This is a genomic window from Peptostreptococcus porci, assembly GCF_009695815.1.
GTDB lineage: Bacteria > Bacillota > Clostridia > Peptostreptococcales > Peptostreptococcaceae > Peptostreptococcus > Peptostreptococcus porci.
On record NZ_VUNE01000002.1, the window covers coordinates 276,522 to 297,555 of the forward strand.

The following is a 21,034-nucleotide window of genomic DNA, read 5'->3' on the forward strand; positions in this document are numbered from 1 at the left end:
ATTTATGTATTTTTTATGCGTTTTTTGGACTCCTCCCACAACTTTTCAAGTGTTTCCAGATTTGTTTTATCAATTTTTAATCCATTATTTATCAGTGAATCCTCTACAAACTCAAATCTATTCACAAATTTATTTATCGTCATACAAAGGGCATGCTCAGGATCTATATTCAGAAATCTTCCAAGCTTAACAATAGAAAAAATAAGATCTCCAAACTCCTCTGTCATCTTTTCATAATCACACCTATTATATTCTTCGATAAACTCTTCGTACTCCTCACGTACTTTTTCAAATACACTGTCTATTTCTTTCCAATCGAATCCAGCATCTGAGGCTTTATTTTGAACCTTTATAGCCTTCATCAAAGCTGGAAGATGATTAGGTATTCTTCTCATGCCCTCAGATACTTTGGTCTCTCCCTTTTCATTCATCTTGTTTATATTCCAGCTACCTTCCTTATATTCTTCATCTCCAAAAACATGAGGATGTCTGGACACCATTTTTTCAACAGATGAATTGCAAACCTCGTCATAATCAAAATAGCCTGTATCATACCCAATTTGAGAATGAAGCACAATGTGATATTGAAGATCCCCTAATTCTTCCACAATTCCATCTATATCATCATTTTCTATCGCATCTATTAGTTCATAGCACTCTTCAATCAAATACTTTGTAAGAGTCTTGTGAGTCTGTTTTTTATCCCATTCACACCCATTATCACTTCTCAATACTCTCGCCACTTCAACCAAGTCCATAATATCCTTGAAATTCTTCTCTCCGCCTTTTGGAATAAATATGCTTGTCAAATGATCAAATACCATTTCCTGCCTATCGAGTTCGTACAGTTTGATTTTATCCTTAAACTCCATTCCCCTTACACCAGCAGCCCTAACAATCCAAACATCTTGATCATCAGCGTAATAGTTCATCAGCTCAATTTTTATGTTTGATGCAATAAATCTATCATATACCTGTGTGATAATAATGTTTACGTCTGTATCCAAATCTTTTTTTCTGATAGAAAAGGAGTCCAACAGCCTAAATCCCTCTGATGGATCAAAACCCAAAAATGCGTACATTGCATCGACAAAACTCATTGAGGCAATCACTTCTACTGACACACCTTCTTCTTTTGACAATTTTTCAATAAATGTAACGGATGTTTCAGCCACCCTAGGATGTCCTGGAACTGCGTACACTATATCTTCATTTTTACCAATTTCAACAATTTTCTTTGCTATTTCCTCATAGACGTTCTCAAATTTATCTGATCTTTCGTAAAGATAGTCAAAGCTCTCATAACATATATCTAAATCATTTACCACAGGATGATTTTCAGTTCTCAAATAAATTTTATTTCCAGATTTTAGTGCATCAATAGCACCATAGCTGATTTGGGACTTGTCACCAGGACCTAGTCCGATTATCTTAATGCCCATTTTCCCCTCCAATATTCACATTGCTTAAAAAATTTATGTCATTCAAATAAAAAAATAAATTTGATGACCACAATTACGTTTTGCAGCCACCAAATTTAACAAATCTCTATACAGTCAATTATTATCTATACAATTATCTGACCAATTTTATCTTCATCAATTTATTCAAAACACTTCTACCTTTTGGCATTGCAAGTATTTCGTCTTTTGTAATTCCACCAATTCCCAGTAGAACTACAATATAAACAATACCACCTACAATAATTGCCAAAAGTGTCGATAATTTTACTCCAAGAATCAAATTGAATCCAACATAAGAGTATTTCGCAGCCACAAACATGACAATTACCGTTATCAAAGGCTTTACAAAATAGTTCATCAGGTCAAATTCTATCTTCAAAAATCTCTTTATATATGTGTACTCGATTATAGCAGCAATAATATACGACATTATAGTACCAAAAGCTGATCCTAGAATATTAATTGATGGAATTGCTGTACAAACATAGCTAATGACTATCTTTGCTGCAATACCACTAAGCAGTGCATAAACTGGTACATATGGCTTGCCTACGCCTTGCAATATCCCGTTAAACGTGTATAATAATCCCAAGAATACACAAGCAGGAGCCATAACAAACAACAGTAAGCCGACTACCATAGGTGGCTGTTTTGGAAATAACAGCATCGAGATAGGAACTGATAATGAAGCCAAACCAAATGAACAAGGCAAAACTAATAACATTGTAATTTTAAAAGCCATTTTTGCATTCTTTCTAGCCTCATCGTACTTCTTTAACGCAAATGCCTCAGATATGGCTGGAACCAGACTCATTCCAATTGCAGTTGTAAAAATCATTGGCATCGCTATCAAAGGCATTGCCATTCCTGTCAATTGTCCAAACATTCCATTTGCCGCATCAGTCGTAAACCCTGCAGTTTCCAACCTAGAAATCACTATAACTGTATCTACAACATTTACCAAAGGCATTATACAAGCACCAATACTTATTGGTATTACCACCGAAATAATCTTGCCCACTATTTCTCCTGTAGTTTGTTTAATGTATCCTGTGCTATTTTCAATCAATACTTTTCTGTTTTTTGAATCCTTTAAATAAATGAATACCAAAAACATAAATGAAGCGAATGCACCGATTGTTGCACCTGAAATACCGCCGGCAGCACCAAATTTAGGTCCCAAGCTCTTCATAAAAACAAAAGCCAATGCCAAACCAAATACAACTCTGAATACTTGTTCAACGATTTGAGATGCCGCAATTCTTGACATCTGCTGATACCCCTGATAATATCCTCTATATGCCGACATTGACGGTACGATTAGCAACGCAGGTGCAATTGCTCTCATTGCTGTCAACGCGTTCGGATTATGCTGAACGGAAGTAACTATCTGGTTAGATCCAGCAAAAAGAATCGTAAACATCACAACTCCAGTCGCAAAAAGCATAATATGCGTAATTTTAAATATCTCATTAGCGCCCTTATGGTTTCCGATGGCAACCTGTTCAGATACCAACTTTGCAATCGCAGTAGGAAATCCAGCAGTCGCAAGCGTCAAAAATAATGCATACACTGGATATGCTGTCTGATAATAACCCATTCCCTCTTCGCTGATTAAGTACGCAAGGGGAATTCTAAAGGCAGCACCTAGTATTTTTATCAATACACCTGCAGCACCCAAAATCAAGGTACCCATCAGAAATGTATTTTTTTTATTCTTAAATTCCATATCTTCCTCCAAAACACCAAACTTATATATGATATTATATCACAAAGTGGAGTCTTTTATTTTTTTATTTACGTTTTTCTTTATTTCTTTATCTTTGTTTTTCTCTGTTTTTTTATTTATGTTTTTCGCAATTTCTTTACTTACTTTTTTCTCTACGTCTTTATTCTATGGGAATATCTATTACCACCTTTGTACCTACATTCTTTTCACTATCTACGTTCACCTTTGCTCCCATCATCTCTGAAGCGTGCTTGACTATGGCTAATCCCAGCCCTGTAGATGAAGAATCTCTTTTAGTTCTCGCCTTATCCACCTTGTAAAATCTTTCAAAAATTCTACTGAGATCTTCTTTATCTATCCCAACCCCAGTATCTTTGACACATATCTCAACCATTTTTTCTTTTCTTGCCATCTCTATATTAATACTTCCACCAACGACGTTGTATTTAATAGCATTTGACAAAATATTTTGCATGATTTCATCAATCAGTATCTTCATTCCATCAACAATAATCACTTCATCAAACGAATATTCAATATTGACTTTTTTGTCGTTGGCTTGAGGTATCAACATATCAACAATTCTATCTATCGTTTCATTTAGGTTTACCTTTGTTTTTTCCTTGTAAGGCTTATAATCCTCGTCCATTTTTGATAATTTAATAATATCATCAATCATATTCAACAATCTATTTCCCTGATTATATATGATTTTTGAAAATGATTTAATGTCTTCATCACTCGCCAAACCTAGGTAAATCATCTCAGCATAGCCATTTATACTCGTCAAAGGTGTTTTTAATTCATGTGAAACATTCGTTGAAAACTCTCTTCTGTATTTTTCATCCAAGTAGGTCATGCTTACATCTTCTATAAAAACTATCTTTCCTCTATTTATCCCCTCAGAATCATTCACGTTTGAAATATACATCTTCAAATACACATCTGATTCAGTATTAATAATTGAAATTCTATGCTCTTCACAAAGCATTTTTTCCAACCTTTCGTCATAAAAAACATCTAGAATTTTTCTTCCTTCCACGCCTTTCAGTTCCCCAATTTTCAACAATTTAATTGCGGATTCATTTGTAGAAACAATTCTATCGGATTCATCCAAAATGACAAGCCCCTCTTTCATATTGTTCAAAATCTCATTCATCTCGATTATTTTATCCTTTAACATCTTTATATGAAATGATATCTCTTGATTTTGGTTTCTGATAATGTTTATCAGAGGTCTTATTTCTTCATCGTATTTTTCTTCATCATATTTCTCTTCGTCCTCATCAAATAAACCGCCGTTATCCATCGTCTTTACATTCATTCTCTTCGCCACAGCCTCAACTCTTTCAAAGCTACTATCCAATAGCCTAGATATAAATAAGAACGATATGCAAGTTGCAATAATAGTAATAATAAATACGATTGTAAGTGCACTCAACACCATGCTTACAGGTGAGTTCAGTTCTACGGATATTCTAAGCATCAGATTATCATTGATATATACTGCCATGTATTGATATTCTTCACCCAGTGATTTTGAATACCTCTTTGCTCTCCCTATTTTTTTGTTCTTCAATTGAGTAATTTCTTCCCTAGTGAGATGATTGTCCATTTTTGATGGAGAAATATTGGAATCGTATATTACGACACCATCTTTTTTTATCAATGTATATCTATATCTGTTGTCGATTTTGCTAATATATTTAATTTTTTCTAAAATCACTTCATCACTTTTTCCACCTGACTCATCAACTAATATTGTCAGAAGTCTGTTGATATCCTTAGAGGCTTGCTCAGAGTTTTTACCATGCTGAAAAAAACTAAAGACTCCCAAACTTACAATTATAGCGATAAAAATGATAAAAATCGTATTACTTAGTATCTTGCTTTTCATAATAATTACCCTTTATATCTAGCCTTTTTTAGAGTTTTTATCGCCAAATTTGTACCCAACATTTCGAACAGTTTGTATACATGATGACATATCTCCAATTTTATTTCTTATAGACGCTATATGTACGTCGACTGTCCTTGTTTCTCCACCGTATTCAAAGCCCCATATTTCATCTAATAGCATTTCTCTAGAAAGTACAATCCCTTTATTCTCAATCAGTTTTTTTAGCAACTCAAATTCCTTAAATGTCAACTCAACCGTCTGACCATTGACCTTTACTTCCCTTGAAGAAACATCCAGTGACAGATTATCAATTTTTATAAGCTCTAATCTATTGCCATCGCTATCATTTCTCCTATTACTTCTTCTTATTGCGGCCTTTACTCTTGCAATCAATTCCAGCACCGAAAATGGCTTTGTGATATAATCATCAGCACCAGAATCCAATCCAAGGATTTTGTCAAATTCATCACTTTTTGCTGTAAGCATAATCACCGGAATACCCTCAGTCTTGGGATTTTCTCTGATTGACTTCATGATTTCAATACCATCTATGCCCGGTAGCATAATATCTAGAAGAAAAAGCTCCGGATTATAGTTTTCAATTTGCATCAACATTTCCTCACCATTTTCAAATCCAACTACCTCAAACCCCTGTGCTTTCAATGCATATACAATCAGATCTCTAATACTTTTTTCGTCTTCAACACAAAATATCAATCTAATCTTCCTCCAATCAAGAAAAAATCCCCTCGCAATAACTGTCACAGTCACACTAAGGGATTACTTATATTTATATATTTTATTTATATATTTTATTTATATATTTTATTTATATATTTTATTTATATGTTTTATTTACATACTTTTCTACATTTTATATATTATTATTTTCTTATCCTGTAATTTTAATTTTAATATAATCCCTTTATTCATTATATCATCAATTAGAAAAAATTATATTAACAATTTTAACCAAACCTTCCCGTGATATAGTTTCTCGTTCTTATATCCTCAGGTCTATCGAAAATTTTTCTGGTATCGTCATATTCAACAACTTCTCCATTTAGCAAAAAGGCTGTTCTGTCAGAAATTCTATTGGCTTGCTGCATATTATGCGTAACCATAATAATTGTGTATTTTCCCTTTAATTTCAAACAAAGCGCCTCAATTTTGGCAGTTGAAATAGGATCTAGTGCCGAGGTTGGTTCATCCATCAAAATAACCTCAGGATTTACAGCCAAAGCCCTCGCAATGCAAAGGCGTTGCTGTTGACCACCAGACAAGCTCTGTGCAGAAGTATTTAGTTTATCCTTTAATTCTTCCCAAACGGCTGCACTTTTTAATGAAGCTTCAACTATTTCATCCAACTCTTTCTTGTTTTTGATACCATGTATTCTCGGTCCATAGGCGATATTATCATAAATACTCATCGCAAAAGGACTAGGCTGTTGAAATACCATTCCGACTTTTTTTCTAAGGTTATTTACGTCTATTTTTTCGTCGTAAATATCTATATCATCAACCTTTATCACTCCTTCAATTCTACATTCAGAAATCAAATCATTCATTCTGTTTAGACTTTTTAATAATGTTGATTTTCCACAACCAGAAGGTCCGATAAACGCAGTTATTTCCTTTTCATAAATATCCAGATTGACGTCTTTTAATGCGTGGGTCTTACCGTAAAACAAATCTAGATTCTTTATACTGAATTTTTTATCGTTCAAAATCTTATCTCCTCTTTAAATTAGTAAAATATTGTTTCGCAATTTATTTGTATTTATCTGTTGCTCATTTATATAGATTTAATGTTTATTTGAATTAATCTAATATTTATTTGTGTTAAGCTACTGTTTATTAGCATTAATATACTGTTCATTTACATTAAGATACTGTTTATTTGGTTAGAAATTTTCTAACTACTAATTCACTCACTGTATTCAAAAGGATCACCAGTAATACCAGCATAACAGCCGTTGCAAACGCCTGTTCAATAAATCTCCCCTCTCCTGATAGCATATACATATGTACAGAAAGAGTTCTACCTGAGTTAAATATCGTTTCGGGTAGTTTGCTACTTGTTCCCAATGTATAAATCAAAGCAGCAGATTCTCCAACAACTCTACCAATCGAAAGTATTATGCCTGAAATAATGCCAGGAAACGCCATTGGAAGTACAACCTTGAATACTGTGGCAACTTTTCCAGCACCCAAAGCCACTGATCCATATCTATAAATATCTTTTACGCTCATCAAAGCCTCTTCACTAGATCTAATCATAACTGGAAGTATCATAATAACACAAGTAAGTACCCCTGAAATCACGCTATTATTTAGTCCAAGAAAATGAACAAAAAACAGCATACCAAATAACCCATAGATTATTGAAGGAATACCAGATAATGTATCTGATGTCAGCCTAATTATCCTCGTAAATTTTGAATTTGTATCAAGATACTCCACAAGATAAATGGCTGTAAATATTCCAATTGGAGCGGCAATAATAATCGACAAAAACACAACATATAATGTCGTTATAATAGCCGGCATCATAGAAACATTTGTACTAGTATATTTCCATTCGAACAGCTCGGAGGTTAAATTGGGAATCCCCCTCATTAATATATAACCAATAATAAACAAAAAAATCGAAAAACAAGCAAATGCAGAAATATTGACTATTGGCTTTAAAAAATTTCTTTTTTTCTTCTTCGTATGAAACAACGAGTCATATCCTTCAAGACTGACTGTCGCCTCTATTTCATTAGCTAAAATCAACTTACTTTCCTCCCTTTAATCACGACAAACGCCGAATTAACTACTAATATAATCACAAACAAAACTAATGATGTCGCTATCAAGGATTCTCTATGTGTTCCTTGAGCATATGACATCTCCATCACTATATTTGTCGTCAATGTTCTTACACCGTCAAACATAGAGTCAGGTATTCTAACTTGATTACCACAAACTCTTAACACAGCCATTGTTTCACCAATAGCCCTACCCAAAGCCAAAATTATTGATGCAAATACCCCGCTTCTAGCAGCAGGTACTACTGCCTTAAAAACACTTTCTTCATCATTTGCACCCAGTGCCCTACTCCCCTCATAGTATGATTGTGGAACAGAGTTAATACTCGATTCAGACAAAACTATTATTGTCGGCAAAATCATTATTGCCAAAAGTATCGATGAAGTCAGAACACTCAAACCATCGCCTTGTATATTCCTAATCAGAGGTGCTATCATATTTAAAGCAAAGAATCCATACACTATTGATGGTATTCCTGCCATTAATTGAACTAAAGATTTTAAAAATCTGTAATATTTCCTATCACAAAATTTTGCTAGATATATAGCTGTCAATACTCCAATCGGTACTGCCAAAACCAAAGCACCGACTGTTATATATACCGAACCGAGTATCATTGGTAATAGCCCAAACTCACTAGGTGAGTTTGTTGGGAACCATTCTTTTCCCAACAAGAACTTCAATAGTCCGTACTCCGCTATAAACGGAAACCCACCTTTTATAATGAATGTAGCTATTACTATGATTGACATTATGCTCACTATTGATGAAATCACAAATATATTCTTCATCAACTTTTCATATAGCTTCATTTTTTTCTCCCTAAATTTTTAACTAAAAATTATTTCTACACAATTTATCACGAAATTTATCATCAAATTTATTATTCATATAAAATCATGTCTGATTATTTTTTATTCTACTTCACTCCATTCAACTATCTTTCCAGTATATACTGATTTGATATTGTCAAGAGAAATGCTTTCTACCTTACTTTCATTGTTTGCTATTATTGCTATACCATCCAAAGCCAAAGTGTATGTTTCCAATTTTTCTTCAGGCTTCAAATCTCTTGAACTCATTGCCAAATCAGCTACACCTGCCAAAGCATCAGATATTCCAGCACTTGATCCATTAGATTGTATTTCTATTTCCAAATCAGGATTTAAAGAACCATATTTTTCAACTAATTTTTCCATTAATGGAGTCACACTTGTCGAGCCTGATATTGATAGCTTACCTTTTGGTTTGCTAGTTTCAAATTCAGTCCCCTTATCTATTGAAATATATCCATCTTTTTCAATTTCAGTAGATGCCTCTTGAGAAGCTAAGAACTTTAAGAAATCTTTTGCACCTGCGCTCAGCTTACCGTTCTGATAAGCGATCAGAAATGGTCTTTGCAACTTATATGACTTGTTCTTAATATTATCCTTCGAAGGCTCTACACCATCAACCTTAACTGCCTTTACTACATCACTCAAGCTACCCAATGAGATGTAACCAATAGCGTTTTTATCATTTTGTACTGTTGACATAACAGATTCAGTTGAATTTTGTATTATAGCATCTTTTGTTGTATAGTCCACTTTATTACCGCTGCTGTCTTTTTCAAGAACTCCCGTAATTTCTACAAAAGCATCTCTTGTGCCAGATCCATTTTCTCTCGATACTACGTGAATACTATTATCTGATTTTCCTGAACTAGAGCTGTCACTCTTTCCACATCCTGTTAAAACCAAGCCCATTACAGATATACCAATCAGCATTTTCCTAATTTTCATAACGTCCTCCCAAAATATTAATAATTACTTTCCACTTTGGTACAAATACTTTTATGTACCACGTTTATCTATGATTCTATATTAATAGTTAATTGTAAGGAAATAATTACCTTTTTGTAAAATGTATGTAAAATTTACTGTAATAAGCTATAAAAAAGATATATAATTTATTATGATGATATTTATTTGTTACAAAATCTTCATTACGTTATGATTATATTTATTCACCATAAAATCTTCATTGCGTTATGATTATATTATGTGCTACAGAATTTACACTACGGGAGGTGCTTATGAAGTATTTTAATAGAGATAATGCAAAAATATATTACAAGGAATGGAGTTGTGCATCAACACCAAAAGCTGTTATTTTAATCGTTCATGGAATGGCTGAGCATATTTCAAGATATTCCGATTTTGCCAATTTTTTGAATAAAGGAGAAATAGATGTATTGGGAATGGATTTAAGAGCACATGGTCAAACTGGAAGTGAAATGAACTCACTTGGACATTTTGCCAATGATGACTGGAATAATATACTTAAGGATATTGAATATCTTTTGAATATAAAAAAAGACGAGTATCACAAAAAATATGGAAAAAATATCCCTTTTTTCATATTGGGTCATAGTATGGGATCTTTTATCACTAGAAATTTTATAAACGAATATGATGCCAAATTGTCTGGCATAATAATCATGGGAGCTGGAAACGCAGATAATCCTGTCCTATACAATATTACCAGATTAATTACCACATTTGGCGAAAAGAAAAAGATTGCAAAATTTGTACACAAATCCGCATTTAAGAGCAACAACGACAAGATATCTGACCCTAAAACTACTTTCGACTGGCTGAGTACAGATTCCAATGAAGTGAAGAAGTATATTGAGGACTCTTTCTGTGGAATGTACATGACAAATGGTTTTTATAATGAATTTATGAAAGGAATGCAAAAAATTTCAAAACTTGAAAAGAAGAATTTGCATAAAAAAACTCTGGCTGATACTCCTATATTGTTTATTTCAGGAAAAGATGATCCAGTTGGTGGATACGGCAAGTTTGTAGAAAGTGCAAGAGAAAAATATATACGCAATGGAAATAAAAAAACAAGCTTGATTTTGTATGATGGCATGAGACATGAGGTCTTGAATGAAAAAGATAGGGCTAGAGTATACTCCGATATAAAGTTATTTATTGAAAATTGTATTGGTTAATTATTGAAAATCGGTAGAATATTATAATTTATTTTTCGAACTAAAATCACTTTGCAAATTGACGATAAATTTTTTATATTTAATTCGTCGACGTTTTTTGACAAAGAACCATATTTAAAATATAATTATCCCTAAATTACTTAAGAACCTGCAAGAATGCAGGTTCTTAAGATAATTTAGATTTTTTTATAAGTTTTTACATCTAAAATGTTAAAAACTATTTTTTACAAAACATTATGTAAAGATTAGATTTAACGCAGTTAAATATAGTAACTACTTCGCCTTATTCAATGCATCTTTAACAGCATTATGAATTGCATTACTAGTCACTGTCGCGTTTGTCACAACATCAATACCATCTTCGCCAATATTACTATTTTTTACTCTATCAATGTTTTTATCTTTGTATTTTTCAAAGTTCTTGGATGCCATTAGAAAATATCCTTTATTAAAATCAGAATAGTCACTTCCATTATCCTCTACACTTAAAATTTTATTATCTTTGACTTTTACTTTAAGTTTAACCGAATAATTTGATTGTCCCATCCAATCTGCATTTTCAGGTTTTACCGCTTCAGCCTGACCAAGATAATCTTTTTCGACTGCTTCTGGATATGCCCAAGTTATATTTATCGCTCTTCCAGTATACAATTTTTTATCATATACATTTACGGTGAACACTGATCCTGATCTAGTTATCTCATGTTCAATCTTTTGACCAGATTTATTTAAGACTTCAACATCAAATGAATCTTCTTTCCATGTTTTATATTTTTCAGAAATAGGTACACCTAGTCTTCTTACAACAGTCTTACCATCAGACCATTCATTTTCATTAAACTCTAGTTCAGCTAAGATTTCACTTCCGCCTTTTTCTTTTATAAATACTTTTGCTGGTAGAAAATCATCCATCTGGGCTTGAACAAACTTCCAAGTTATATTTATCGCTCTTCCAGTATATAATTTCTTATCATACACATTTACAGTAAATACCGACCCTGATCTAGTTATCTCATGCTCAAGCTTTTGTCCAGATTTATTTAAAACATCTATATCAAATGAATCCTTTGACCACATTTTATATTTTTCAGAAATAGGTGTATCTAATCGTCTTACTACAGTCTTACCATCAGCCCATTCTTCTTCACCAATTTTAAGTTCTGCTAAAACCTCACTTCCATCATTTGGTTTCACAACTATTTTTGCAGGAATATAATCTGTTATTTTAATAAATTTGAAATTATCAAATTTAATATACGTATTATCTGAATCTTTAAAATCAATTTTTATAGAATCATCTGATATTTTAACAGTAGCTTCTATTTTTTCATTTTTACCATTAAATACCTCTAAATTTAGCTCTCCAAGTTTCTTTTCATAGTCACTAGGTAACTCCAAATTACTCATCACAAGATTCTTATTATTTTTTTCCCAATCGCTTGCATTTATATGTACCTCTTTCACAATACTACCATCTTTTGATTTTATTAAAACTTTATGAGGTGCACTTGCATCGACTGGCTTTTCAATTTTTCTTGCTATTAATCTATAGATTGAAGACTCCCATGTTTCATCTTCTCCAAGTTTATAATTATTATTAAATTTTTCAAGCTTATAATAATTTGTTCTGTCATTATACTCGCCTGTACTTATAACATTATCATTTTTATATAACTCTACTTTTTCTATTTCCTTATCAAAAGACTCATCATATTGAATTTCACTTGTTATATTTATTTTTTTGTTACTTTTATCTTTAAAGGTAACCAATATATAATCAGGTCTAACTTTTTTCTTTTCAGGACCTTTTGCAACATTCAAGTTTATTTTTTCCATCGCATATCCTGATTCATCTTTCACTTCAAGATCAATGAAGTACTTATTGTTATCAATGTTCAGAATTTGACCTTGCTTATAATTTGAAGTTATACCATATTTTTCAAGATCGGAAAATTTAACATTTTGAATGACTCTACCATCTGACATTCCAATATCATATAAAACAAAATTAAAATCAGCAGCCTTGTTATTTTCTAGCTTTGTATTATTAATAACTCTAACTCTATCTTTACTTGGATCAAATTCATTGTTTCCAGCAATCTTAATGTAAGCTACTTTCTGATCTTTCTTGTCATCTTTATATTTTTTCGCTCTTTCAATCGCTTTTTCTGAGGCTTTTACATATCCTTTTGCTGTCTTTGTTGCAGTAGTTACTACATCAGCATATTTACCCTTATTTTGTAAATCTCCATGTGAAAGTTCTTCTGCTATTTTAACCAAATCAGTTTCAATTGTTCCCTTTAACATACTCAATATATTCTTTGATTTTTTTATATACTCTTCACCTTCACCGCCATGCTTGATAGGTTCAACAGATTCAATTTTACCATCAGATATCTTTACTTTGACAATTGTAGCGCCATTTTGACTTGTTCCGTACCCTTCAAATGCAGTACCATACCAAACACCATCCGCTGGTTTATCAGCCAACTGAGGTTTTTCTGGATTTGGTTTTTCTGGATTTGGCTTTTCTTTATTCGGTTTAATGACAGTTCCCAGCACCTTTTTGTCTTCTTCTTTTTTCGAATCTTTTGTTTCAACAACATTTGAAATACTCTTAAAAGTACTATCTGACACTGTGTTAGGACCACCTATAACCTTTATATTATCAATATTTTTCTTATTCTTTTCTATATAGTCAATAGTTGCTGTACCCTTCTTACCATCAACCAATAACATTGGAGCTTTGAGTTTTCCGGCAATTGATGACGCAGATAATGCATCAGTAAAATTATCGCCTGACGCAACTACCAAGTTTTTCAAATTCGTAAAGTGTTTAGCTACCTCCAATGAAGTCTCATATCTATCTCTACCTGATATTCTCTTTACGTTACTAGTAAATAGCTTTGAGTCTTTTTCCAAACTATCATCAACTGACTTGTTTCCACCAATAATAGTTATAGAGTTTGGGTTTATTTTCTTAATATAGTCTTTCACGCTCTGAGGTATTTCATTAGATTTCACCAACAATATTGATCTATTGTTAAGAAGTGCAATACCTGATGCTGTAAGTGAATCAGGGAATAAATCGCCATTCACCAATATTAGATCCTTACTTCCAGTTACCTGAGCTATTTTTACAGACGTTTCGTATCTATCCATACCAGATAATCTTGACACTTTGGCACCCAATGATTTAATATCATTCTCGACTGCAGAAGATATAGTCTCACTTCCACCTAATATATATACTTCCTTTGCCTTTGATATTTTTGCTCTTACTGATGGTTCTAACTTATCCTTTGATGCTAGTACTATTGGATATTTCCCACTAGTTAAAACTGATCCGGCTAGTGCATCTGGAAACATTTCACCACTTGCCATGATAACCTTTTCAAATGAACTTGATAATGCATCTGCTACTTTGATTGAAGTTTCGTATCTATCTTTACCATAGATTCTTTCAATCTTCTTCTCTTCTGCCAAAGCATTTGATTGTAGCAATAATGTAAGTGACAATGATAGCAAAATCATTTTGTCTAACTTTTTCATGAATTCTCCCCCCGTTTATTTAGAAATTAATTTTGTAAAATATTTTTCATTAAAATGCGATTTTCATATGATAATTTATCGCTTCTTTCTTAGAATATCATAGTCAATTGATAATGTCAATCATTAATATTTTTATTTTTATTATTTTTTGTTCACGTTCATACATAACGATAATAAAATAAATAAAACCTCGCAAATCAGCTAATAAATAGCGTTTCACGAGGTTAAATTATTTCATATAGTTTTAATTGATTTTAATAGTTTCAATTTTTTCAAAATTCCACTATTGCATAACATTACTACGATATATTACATTTTTTCATTATAATAACATTATTTAATGCCTGTTCTGTCATACTGTTTGCGTAACTATTATTTTTTGTTCATTTATATATTTATCGTTACATTATTTGTGGTTATATTATCTTACCTTATTATTTATTCAATTATCATTTCTGAATTTTATGAAGCTCCAATATTTCATTTACTACATTTTTTGATATTGTTGACTCACCACCGATTATATTTATTCTATCAATTTGTCTTTCGCTGATAAATCTGGCAACTTCGGAATTCAGTGTATTTTTTTCAGTCAGCAGAACAACCGATCCATGTCTTGCTACAATTGGTCCCACAGACAATGCGTCAGGAAAATCTTCGCCTGATGCTATAAATACCGTATTGATTTTGCTGTTTAGTTTCTTTTCACACTCCTTTGCAATTTCAACAGATGTTGCGTACCTATCAGCGCCAGAAAAGCGTGTTGTTACATACTCTGAATTTACGTTTTGTGGGACCGAGTTTATTCCACCAAAAATATACAATGTATTCCCCTTATTGCTCTCATTTTTATATGGAATGTACTCAACAATAGGTTTATTATTTTGTGGCAAAATATTTGCGACATCATCATAGTAAATAAATGGAGTCGCAGATAGTGCATCAGCAAAATTTGTACCACTCGCATAAGCAATTTTTTCACTTGATTTCGAACCTAGTACGCTGGCTCTGGCATCCGATAGCTTTTTTGCAGTTTCAAATCTATCAGAACCTGATATCCTATCGACAACAATTCCCATCTTTTTTACTTTATTTTCAATATCTACAGAAACTGAGCTTAAGCCACCTACAATCGTGACCTTTTTTACCTTCATCTCTGCAATTTTATTCTCTACAACCTTTGGCAATTCCCCCTTCTTTGTCAGAAGTATTGGAGAATTTGATACTGACGCAAGTGGTCCTGAAAACAATGCATCAGCAAAATTTTCACCATTTACTAAAAAAATATGCTCTGATCCTCTAACAGATAAGAGGTTTGATAATATCGTTGATGTTTCAAATCTATCGTTACCATAATATCTAAATATTTGAACAGCAGAATTATTTTTCTCCGCATTTGCTATCAAATAATTTTTTTCTTCACTATTACCTCTCAATGGGTTCACCATTACCAATGCAATTGCAGCCAAAATCAATTTACCTATCTTTTTCATAATACCTCCAAAACAATTTTTTATAAAAATCAGCTTTCATGACAATCTTTGTTATGATAATTTTTTACTATATTTTTTAACAATATTTTTTTCTATAATTTTTTATGGTAGCTATTTATTGCTCGAATTACACCTTGAATAATGATATGCAATTCTTTCTGTACCATCCTCCACAAATATAACTCCACATTCTAAAAATCCATTTTCAATCAATTTTTTTCTCAATTTAGCATTATTTTTGTGGGTATCAACTCTAATTTCATCCATCATATCAGCACAATACTTGAATACCTCTTCAAAAATACCACCTGATATTCCAAGACTAGCCAGTCTATGTATTGTTCCATATGCGTTATTATTAAGCCATTCACCACCGTAAATATTTGTATAGGTCAAATCTTCGCCAAGAATAAAAGAAAAACACGCAGCCACCTTGCCCTCTCTTTCGACAATGTACAAATTTCCATTTAGAATATCAACTTTTATAATATCGATATTTGGATAATTACTATCTGGCCATTGAGTTGGATTTCCATTATTTTTCATATAATTTCTAGACACATCAAATATCTTTAGTATTATTTCAATGTCATCATTAATGGCTTTTCTAATCATATGTTATCTCCTTCTCATAAAATTAATAAATATGCTACCCACATAAAATAATAACATTAAAGTATAGTATTTTCAATATTTAGTAATAAGATTCGTATTAAATAGCGTTGATGTTCATTATTTACAACGTAATATTTTCAAAACAAAAATCATCAGGTATCACTTAAAAAATCTAAATTAATTAACTACATATTTTTTAATTTTGAATTTATTTTATTAATATTTTTTTTGTATAAGTAATACTCAAAAATCCATACTAACGCATATACTACAATGAAGGCTACAAAGAATAATAGTATACCCAATATACTTCTTTCTGTCCAATTCAATATATATGCAACAAAGCAAGTACACACATAACCTGTAAACAAGTGTATTAAGGTTTTCTTTAATAAGCTCATATTTTCATTTTCCAATACAGTTGATAAACAATTCCATATTGCACCAAGTATACCGGAAAGTACACACTGTATTATAACACTTCTAAGCTCCCCACCAAACTCACTTATCAACTGTGGATTAACAGGATAATAGATTCCTTTTCCGATTGTAATCGAAATAAAAATCGATACTATAGTAGAAATACCAACTCCAATAAAAAATCCCACGAATATTTTTTTTATTATACTGTTTCTCATTATATTCACCTCATATTCCCAATATTGTTTTTATTTTTTTTACATATCTTCTCGATGCATATGTGATAGTTCCGTCTAAAAAAATAATACATATTGTACCATTAAATCTAATATCAAATTTGTCTACCTTTTTCAAATTTACAATTTCCGAGTTTGAAATCCTAACAAAATTATTTTGGTCTAGAATTTTTTCTAATTCATACAATCTCAATTTCAATGTATATTCCTTTGAAGTGCAACACGCAAAAACTTTCCCAGATGAAGAATAAATTCGTACTATTTCTGTCGGTTCCAAAATAGTTATTTTCTCATTTTCCACACCCACAATTCTCCTATGAGAATGATTTGAAATGGTGTTGATTATATAATCTACTTCATCGGTAATTTTATTCGTTATAATTACTACTTTTGTATCGCTGCATTTATTATCAATTTTTACCTCAATTTCCACTATGGTCACCTCCTATCCAACGTCGATTATTTCTTTACTACTTGCTTTATGCTTAGTATATAAAAAAAAAGAACCTATGTATACAGGTTCTCAATATATGGTCATTTTATAGATATAGGTGGTAGGTATTATTTTATTTCTTCCAACCATTCTAAGTAATGTGTTCTTGACTTTTCATTCTCCAATTCAAAGCATTCTGTCTCTCTATTTACAAATTCAATGTCTTTTGGTTGTAGCTCTCTATTCGCAAACGTATATACAACATTATCTTCCTTGTCAATATGCCTTCTTAGATGGTTTCCATAACCAACCGCATTGGAAATAATGTCAATTTTTGACTCATCATCAGAGCCAATCTTGTATCTATTAAGAGCGTCTTCCAAATTTGATATATAAAGTCTACCCAAGTCATGCTCCACCAACATTCCTTGTCTTATCAATTTATCTGCCACAACTCCAAGTTTTTCTGTCATAACTTTAAAAAGAATTTTTTCTTCCTTTTCATGGTGATACTTGTCTGCATAATTTCTAGCAAAATCTATAAAGTGCTCAAAAAAATCTATATCTACCTCTCCACCATTCACTATCTCTATGCTTTTTCTTCTCACAACATCAATTGCAGAAATTTTTATGTTCATCAACCAATAACTCTATTCCGTTCATAACTACCTCAATTCCACTATCCTAGATTAAATTTATTCAAAACTATTAAACCTACTTCACAGTAATTAACATTAATTTTCAACTTTAAAAAGCATATACACTTTTTCCTCTAACTCTTTAAACTCCACATCAATATTAGAAATCAGCCCTTTAATAATCTCCGTTCTAATCTGATAAAAATCATCAGAGCTTCTTCCCAAAGCACTCCAGAAATTCTCATGAATATCTATTCTATCAATCCACTTCACATAGGAATCCTCGCTTTCCAACAAAGTCTGAACTCTATCGCATGGCATTCCATTTAAAATTTTTCCAGTAATCATCGAATATACGTCAATAGGACTATGCTGTCCTTCCAATCTGTTCTTAACACCAAATTCAAATCCTATTTTCGATATATTTTCTATATTCATTATTTCATTTCTATCAATTTGATCAACAATATATGCTAGCTTTGTTTCAACTTCAATAATCATCTGTTGAAGTGAACCATGTATGTTGGATAAGTCAACTATATCCTGCAAATCTCCATCCTTCAAATTGACAGTATTGGCTTCAACGTTACTTATTACTTCTAATTTTATTTTATCATCAATATTCATTTCTTTCATCACATTCAATAAATAATCGCAGAAATCGCTTTGAAATTTTATTTTGTTGTACAGTAAATAATGGATATTTCCCAAAAATGCACTCATAATAACACCTCTTCCCAATTATTTATTTAGTTGCTCTAGCACAAAATTCACATCTAGTCCATGCACTATACAAGCATCCTGAAGAGTTTCCATTTGAGAAGATGGGCAACCCAAACAATGCATTCCAACTCCCATCAATATTTTATCTGCACCTGGATAATTCTTCATTATTTCTCCTATTATCATGTCTTTTGTTATCATTTCAATACCTCCAAATTTCATTACTTATCTTATATTTTCTAATTTTTACAATAAATTTCACTAATCTATACCCAGACTACTTTTTCTATTTCTTAGGTAATCCATCGTATGTAATCTATTACTTATATATTTATTATAACCATACCAAAACAAAAAAGCCGTTGTTTAAACAACGGCGATAATATTTTTATGTTTTTTTATTTACTTCTATATTTTGTTTCCTCTATTTATATTTTCTATATTTGTTTTTCTATTTTGTTTCTTAATTTCTTTCTCAATACGGTATGCTAATTACTTTCATCGAAAAACTTATCGACACCATTTGCTATCCCTTTAACTATTTTTTGTTGATACTCATTATTTTGCATCAAAAGGTCCTCTTCTGGATTTGACATAAATCCCATTTCTACAATTGTTACAGGAATCTTACACCAGTTTATACCCGTCATACTGTTTGTATCTATAACGCCTCTATTCTTTGCTCCAGTTTCCAAAACCATAGAATCCAAAACGTTCTTTGACAGCCTTTGACTCTCATTAATATTTTCGCTCGTCATAAACTGATTATCTGCTCTAGGTGCCAATGTAAGCATTCCTCTAGTTGAACTATTTTGATCGGAATTTGCGTGTATCCTTAGAAAAACACCATCATATTTATTGGCAATCTCTGCTCTTTCTTTATTGCTCAGCGGACAGTCATTATTTTCTCTTATCATCACAACCTCATATCCTCTGCTATTAAACTCATCCTTCAGCTTTAATGAAACATCTAGAGTCAATTGATACTCATTGATACCAGTCGTTATACCTGAAGTTCCTGATGATAGTTTTGGCTTTGTTTCCGATGAACCAGGACCAATGCTTTCATGCTCATTAATCGGATATTGTTGATGCCCTGCATCTATTACCACAACATGCTTTACTCTGGTGATACTATTTTCTGATGGTTTATCACCATCATTCTTTACTATATCGCCATTTTCGTTTTTATCTTTGCTTTTTTTATTTTTATTGATATCAGTCGTCTTAATTTCTGATGATTGTTTGGAACTCTCGTTTTTACTACACCCAAATAATCCAATAATTGAAATACATATTGTCAATGCTATGAAAAATCCTCTTAAATATTTTGTAATCATCAACTCACACTCCTGTCAACACAATAAATAATTCAGTATAAAAAAATTTTATATAAGAGCTACCACATTAAAAGAAAAATGTGATAGCTCAATAATAATTAAGTATATAAAAATTTATGATTTCAGAGATAATATTATACCTAAGCATATGGACAACAATGCTGCAAATACCACTCTATATTCTCCTGGAAGCAAAAATGTTATCGTATGAGCTGGTACCCAAAAAGTAGGTAGTGTTCCAATCAAAACATTTTTCGCATATGCGTAATAATCCACTCTGCCACATACATCTCTTAATGTTATCTTTTCAGTGATATTTGATAACCTATTTTCATATCTGATATCCAAATATGTATCTGTGTGTTTGTGGAAAACCATAAACAACGGACCAAATGATGTATTCATCAACACAGATGTTAAAAATGCGAATGCAAGCTTTGAATGTAATATTGGACTACCTGCCTTCGAAAGCTTTGCAGTCATAGATTCAGCAAATATTCCCATCATAAATGCTATCCACACTCCAAGCAATCCCCAAATAAGCATTCTATATCCAATTGAGTGTGGAATCGTCACTTTTTTACTTTTTATACTAGATGCAATAATCTCACCCAAAGTTGCGAGAATAGCAAACTTAATAAATGATAGTACATAGTGATTTGTTAAAAACGACATGAAGA

General features: G+C 31.9%; 19 protein-coding genes. 1 reads left to right on the forward strand and 18 read right to left on the reverse strand.

The genetic code is table 11. The features are described from left to right. Nucleotides 1-2: 2 nt before the first annotated feature. The 8 genes from yabN to FYJ71_RS05375 form a co-directional block, all read right to left on the reverse strand. Nucleotides 3-1,442, reverse strand: a complete 1,440-nt coding sequence (gene yabN, locus FYJ71_RS05340) for a bifunctional methyltransferase/pyrophosphohydrolase YabN (RefSeq protein ID WP_154537785.1) — start codon at nt 1,440-1,442, stop codon at nt 3-5. A gap of 133 nt (nt 1,443-1,575) precedes the next feature. Then, a complete protein-coding gene (locus FYJ71_RS05345; RefSeq protein WP_154537786.1) occupies nt 1,576-3,192 on the reverse strand; it encodes a putative polysaccharide biosynthesis protein in 1,617 nt (538 codons plus the stop codon). 160 nt (nt 3,193-3,352) lie between these two features. Continuing rightward, nucleotides 3,353-5,089 carry a sensor histidine kinase gene (locus FYJ71_RS05350; RefSeq protein ID WP_154537787.1) on the reverse strand — a complete coding sequence of 579 codons (1,737 nt, stop codon included), beginning with the start codon at nt 5,087-5,089 and terminating at the stop codon, nt 3,353-3,355. Nucleotides 5,090-5,107: 18 nt separating this feature from the next. Continuing rightward, nucleotides 5,108-5,809: a response regulator transcription factor gene (locus FYJ71_RS05355; protein ID WP_154537788.1), complete on the reverse strand. Its 702-nt coding sequence runs from the start codon at nt 5,807-5,809 to the stop codon at nt 5,108-5,110. Between the two features lie 251 nt (nt 5,810-6,060). Beyond that, on the reverse strand, nt 6,061-6,822 hold the full coding sequence (gene pstB / locus FYJ71_RS05360) for a phosphate ABC transporter ATP-binding protein PstB (protein WP_328597749.1): 762 nt from the start codon (nt 6,820-6,822) through the stop codon (nt 6,061-6,063). A 166-nt stretch (nt 6,823-6,988) separates the two neighbouring features. Then, nucleotides 6,989-7,870: a phosphate ABC transporter permease PstA gene (gene pstA / locus FYJ71_RS05365; protein ID WP_235899075.1), complete on the reverse strand. Its 882-nt coding sequence runs from the start codon at nt 7,868-7,870 to the stop codon at nt 6,989-6,991. Further along, entirely contained in the window at nt 7,867-8,718 is an 852-nt protein-coding gene (pstC, locus tag FYJ71_RS05370) for a phosphate ABC transporter permease subunit PstC (RefSeq protein ID WP_154537790.1), read from the reverse strand. Before pstC ends, pstA begins: the two co-directional genes overlap by 4 nt. A gap of 102 nt (nt 8,719-8,820) precedes the next feature. After that, nucleotides 8,821-9,687, reverse strand: coding sequence for a substrate-binding domain-containing protein (locus tag FYJ71_RS05375; protein WP_154537791.1), 867 nt, complete (start codon nt 9,685-9,687; stop codon nt 8,821-8,823). Nucleotides 9,688-9,980: 293 nt separating this feature from the next. Between FYJ71_RS05375 and FYJ71_RS05380 the strand changes: the two genes are divergently transcribed. Further along, nucleotides 9,981-10,904 (forward strand): alpha/beta fold hydrolase, encoded by a 924-nt coding sequence (locus FYJ71_RS05380; RefSeq protein ID WP_195836904.1) that lies wholly within the window; start codon nt 9,981-9,983, stop codon nt 10,902-10,904. Nucleotides 10,905-11,177: 273 nt separating this feature from the next. Here the strand turns inward: FYJ71_RS05380 and FYJ71_RS05385 are convergent, their stop codons facing one another. From FYJ71_RS05385 to FYJ71_RS05430, 10 genes are all read right to left on the reverse strand, one after another. Further along, nucleotides 11,178-14,456 (reverse strand): cell wall-binding repeat-containing protein, encoded by a 3,279-nt coding sequence (locus FYJ71_RS05385; RefSeq protein ID WP_154537793.1) that lies wholly within the window; start codon nt 14,454-14,456, stop codon nt 11,178-11,180. Nucleotides 14,457-14,905: 449 nt separating this feature from the next. Beyond that, the gene (locus FYJ71_RS05390; protein WP_154537794.1) at nt 14,906-15,949 is read right to left on the reverse strand and encodes a cell wall-binding repeat-containing protein; all 1,044 of its coding nucleotides are present in this window, start codon (nt 15,947-15,949) and stop codon (nt 14,906-14,908) included. 111 nt (nt 15,950-16,060) lie between these two features. Further along, nucleotides 16,061-16,564 carry an N-acetyltransferase gene (locus tag FYJ71_RS05395; protein WP_154537795.1) on the reverse strand — a complete coding sequence of 168 codons (504 nt, stop codon included), beginning with the start codon at nt 16,562-16,564 and terminating at the stop codon, nt 16,061-16,063. A 185-nt stretch (nt 16,565-16,749) separates the two neighbouring features. Next, the gene (locus FYJ71_RS05400; RefSeq protein ID WP_154537796.1) at nt 16,750-17,202 is read right to left on the reverse strand and encodes a DUF3021 domain-containing protein; all 453 of its coding nucleotides are present in this window, start codon (nt 17,200-17,202) and stop codon (nt 16,750-16,752) included. Between the two features lie 10 nt (nt 17,203-17,212). Further along, on the reverse strand, nt 17,213-17,653 hold the full coding sequence (locus FYJ71_RS10095) for a LytTR family DNA-binding domain-containing protein (protein WP_328597745.1): 441 nt from the start codon (nt 17,651-17,653) through the stop codon (nt 17,213-17,215). Between the two features lie 128 nt (nt 17,654-17,781). Further along, nucleotides 17,782-18,291, reverse strand: coding sequence for a hemerythrin domain-containing protein (locus FYJ71_RS05410; RefSeq protein WP_235899076.1), 510 nt, complete (start codon nt 18,289-18,291; stop codon nt 17,782-17,784). Between the two features lie 96 nt (nt 18,292-18,387). Beyond that, nucleotides 18,388-19,014 (reverse strand): hypothetical protein, encoded by a 627-nt coding sequence (locus FYJ71_RS05415; RefSeq protein WP_154537797.1) that lies wholly within the window; start codon nt 19,012-19,014, stop codon nt 18,388-18,390. Nucleotides 19,015-19,032: 18 nt separating this feature from the next. Then, nucleotides 19,033-19,215: a DUF1858 domain-containing protein gene (locus tag FYJ71_RS05420; protein WP_154537798.1), complete on the reverse strand. Its 183-nt coding sequence runs from the start codon at nt 19,213-19,215 to the stop codon at nt 19,033-19,035. Between the two features lie 287 nt (nt 19,216-19,502). Next, nucleotides 19,503-20,354, reverse strand: coding sequence for an N-acetylmuramoyl-L-alanine amidase (locus tag FYJ71_RS05425; protein WP_154537799.1), 852 nt, complete (start codon nt 20,352-20,354; stop codon nt 19,503-19,505). Nucleotides 20,355-20,468: 114 nt separating this feature from the next. Continuing rightward, nucleotides 20,469-21,029 carry an Mpv17/PMP22 family protein gene (locus FYJ71_RS05430; protein ID WP_154537800.1) on the reverse strand — a complete coding sequence of 187 codons (561 nt, stop codon included), beginning with the start codon at nt 21,027-21,029 and terminating at the stop codon, nt 20,469-20,471. Nucleotides 21,030-21,034: the final 5 nt, after the last annotated feature.

Coding starts and splice junctions, on each gene's coding strand:
- yabN (WP_154537785.1), bottom strand. CDS start 1,442: ATGGGCATTAAGATAATCGGACTAGGTCCTGGTGACAAGTCCCAAATC.
- FYJ71_RS05345 (WP_154537786.1), bottom strand. CDS start 3,192: ATGGAATTTAAGAATAAAAAAAATACATTTCTGATGGGTACCTTGATT.
- FYJ71_RS05350 (WP_154537787.1), bottom strand. CDS start 5,089: ATGAAAAGCAAGATACTAAGTAATACGATTTTTATCATTTTTATCGCT.
- pstC (WP_154537790.1), bottom strand. CDS start 8,718: ATGAAGCTATATGAAAAGTTGATGAAGAATATATTTGTGATTTCATCA.
- FYJ71_RS05375 (WP_154537791.1), bottom strand. CDS start 9,687: ATGAAAATTAGGAAAATGCTGATTGGTATATCTGTAATGGGCTTGGTT.
- FYJ71_RS05380 (WP_195836904.1), top strand. CDS start 9,981: ATGAAGTATTTTAATAGAGATAATGCAAAAATATATTACAAGGAATGG.
- FYJ71_RS05385 (WP_154537793.1), bottom strand. CDS start 14,456: ATGAAAAAGTTAGACAAAATGATTTTGCTATCATTGTCACTTACATTA.
- FYJ71_RS05390 (WP_154537794.1), bottom strand. CDS start 15,949: ATGAAAAAGATAGGTAAATTGATTTTGGCTGCAATTGCATTGGTAATG.
- FYJ71_RS05395 (WP_154537795.1), bottom strand. CDS start 16,564: ATGATTAGAAAAGCCATTAATGATGACATTGAAATAATACTAAAGATA.
- FYJ71_RS05400 (WP_154537796.1), bottom strand. CDS start 17,202: ATGAGAAACAGTATAATAAAAAAAATATTCGTGGGATTTTTTATTGGA.
- FYJ71_RS05410 (WP_235899076.1), bottom strand. CDS start 18,291: ATGAACATAAAAATTTCTGCAATTGATGTTGTGAGAAGAAAAAGCATA.
- FYJ71_RS05415 (WP_154537797.1), bottom strand. CDS start 19,014: ATGAGTGCATTTTTGGGAAATATCCATTATTTACTGTACAACAAAATA.
- FYJ71_RS05420 (WP_154537798.1), bottom strand. CDS start 19,215: ATGATAACAAAAGACATGATAATAGGAGAAATAATGAAGAATTATCCA.
- FYJ71_RS05425 (WP_154537799.1), bottom strand. CDS start 20,354: ATGATTACAAAATATTTAAGAGGATTTTTCATAGCATTGACAATATGT.
- FYJ71_RS05430 (WP_154537800.1), bottom strand. CDS start 21,029: ATGTCGTTTTTAACAAATCACTATGTACTATCATTTATTAAGTTTGCT.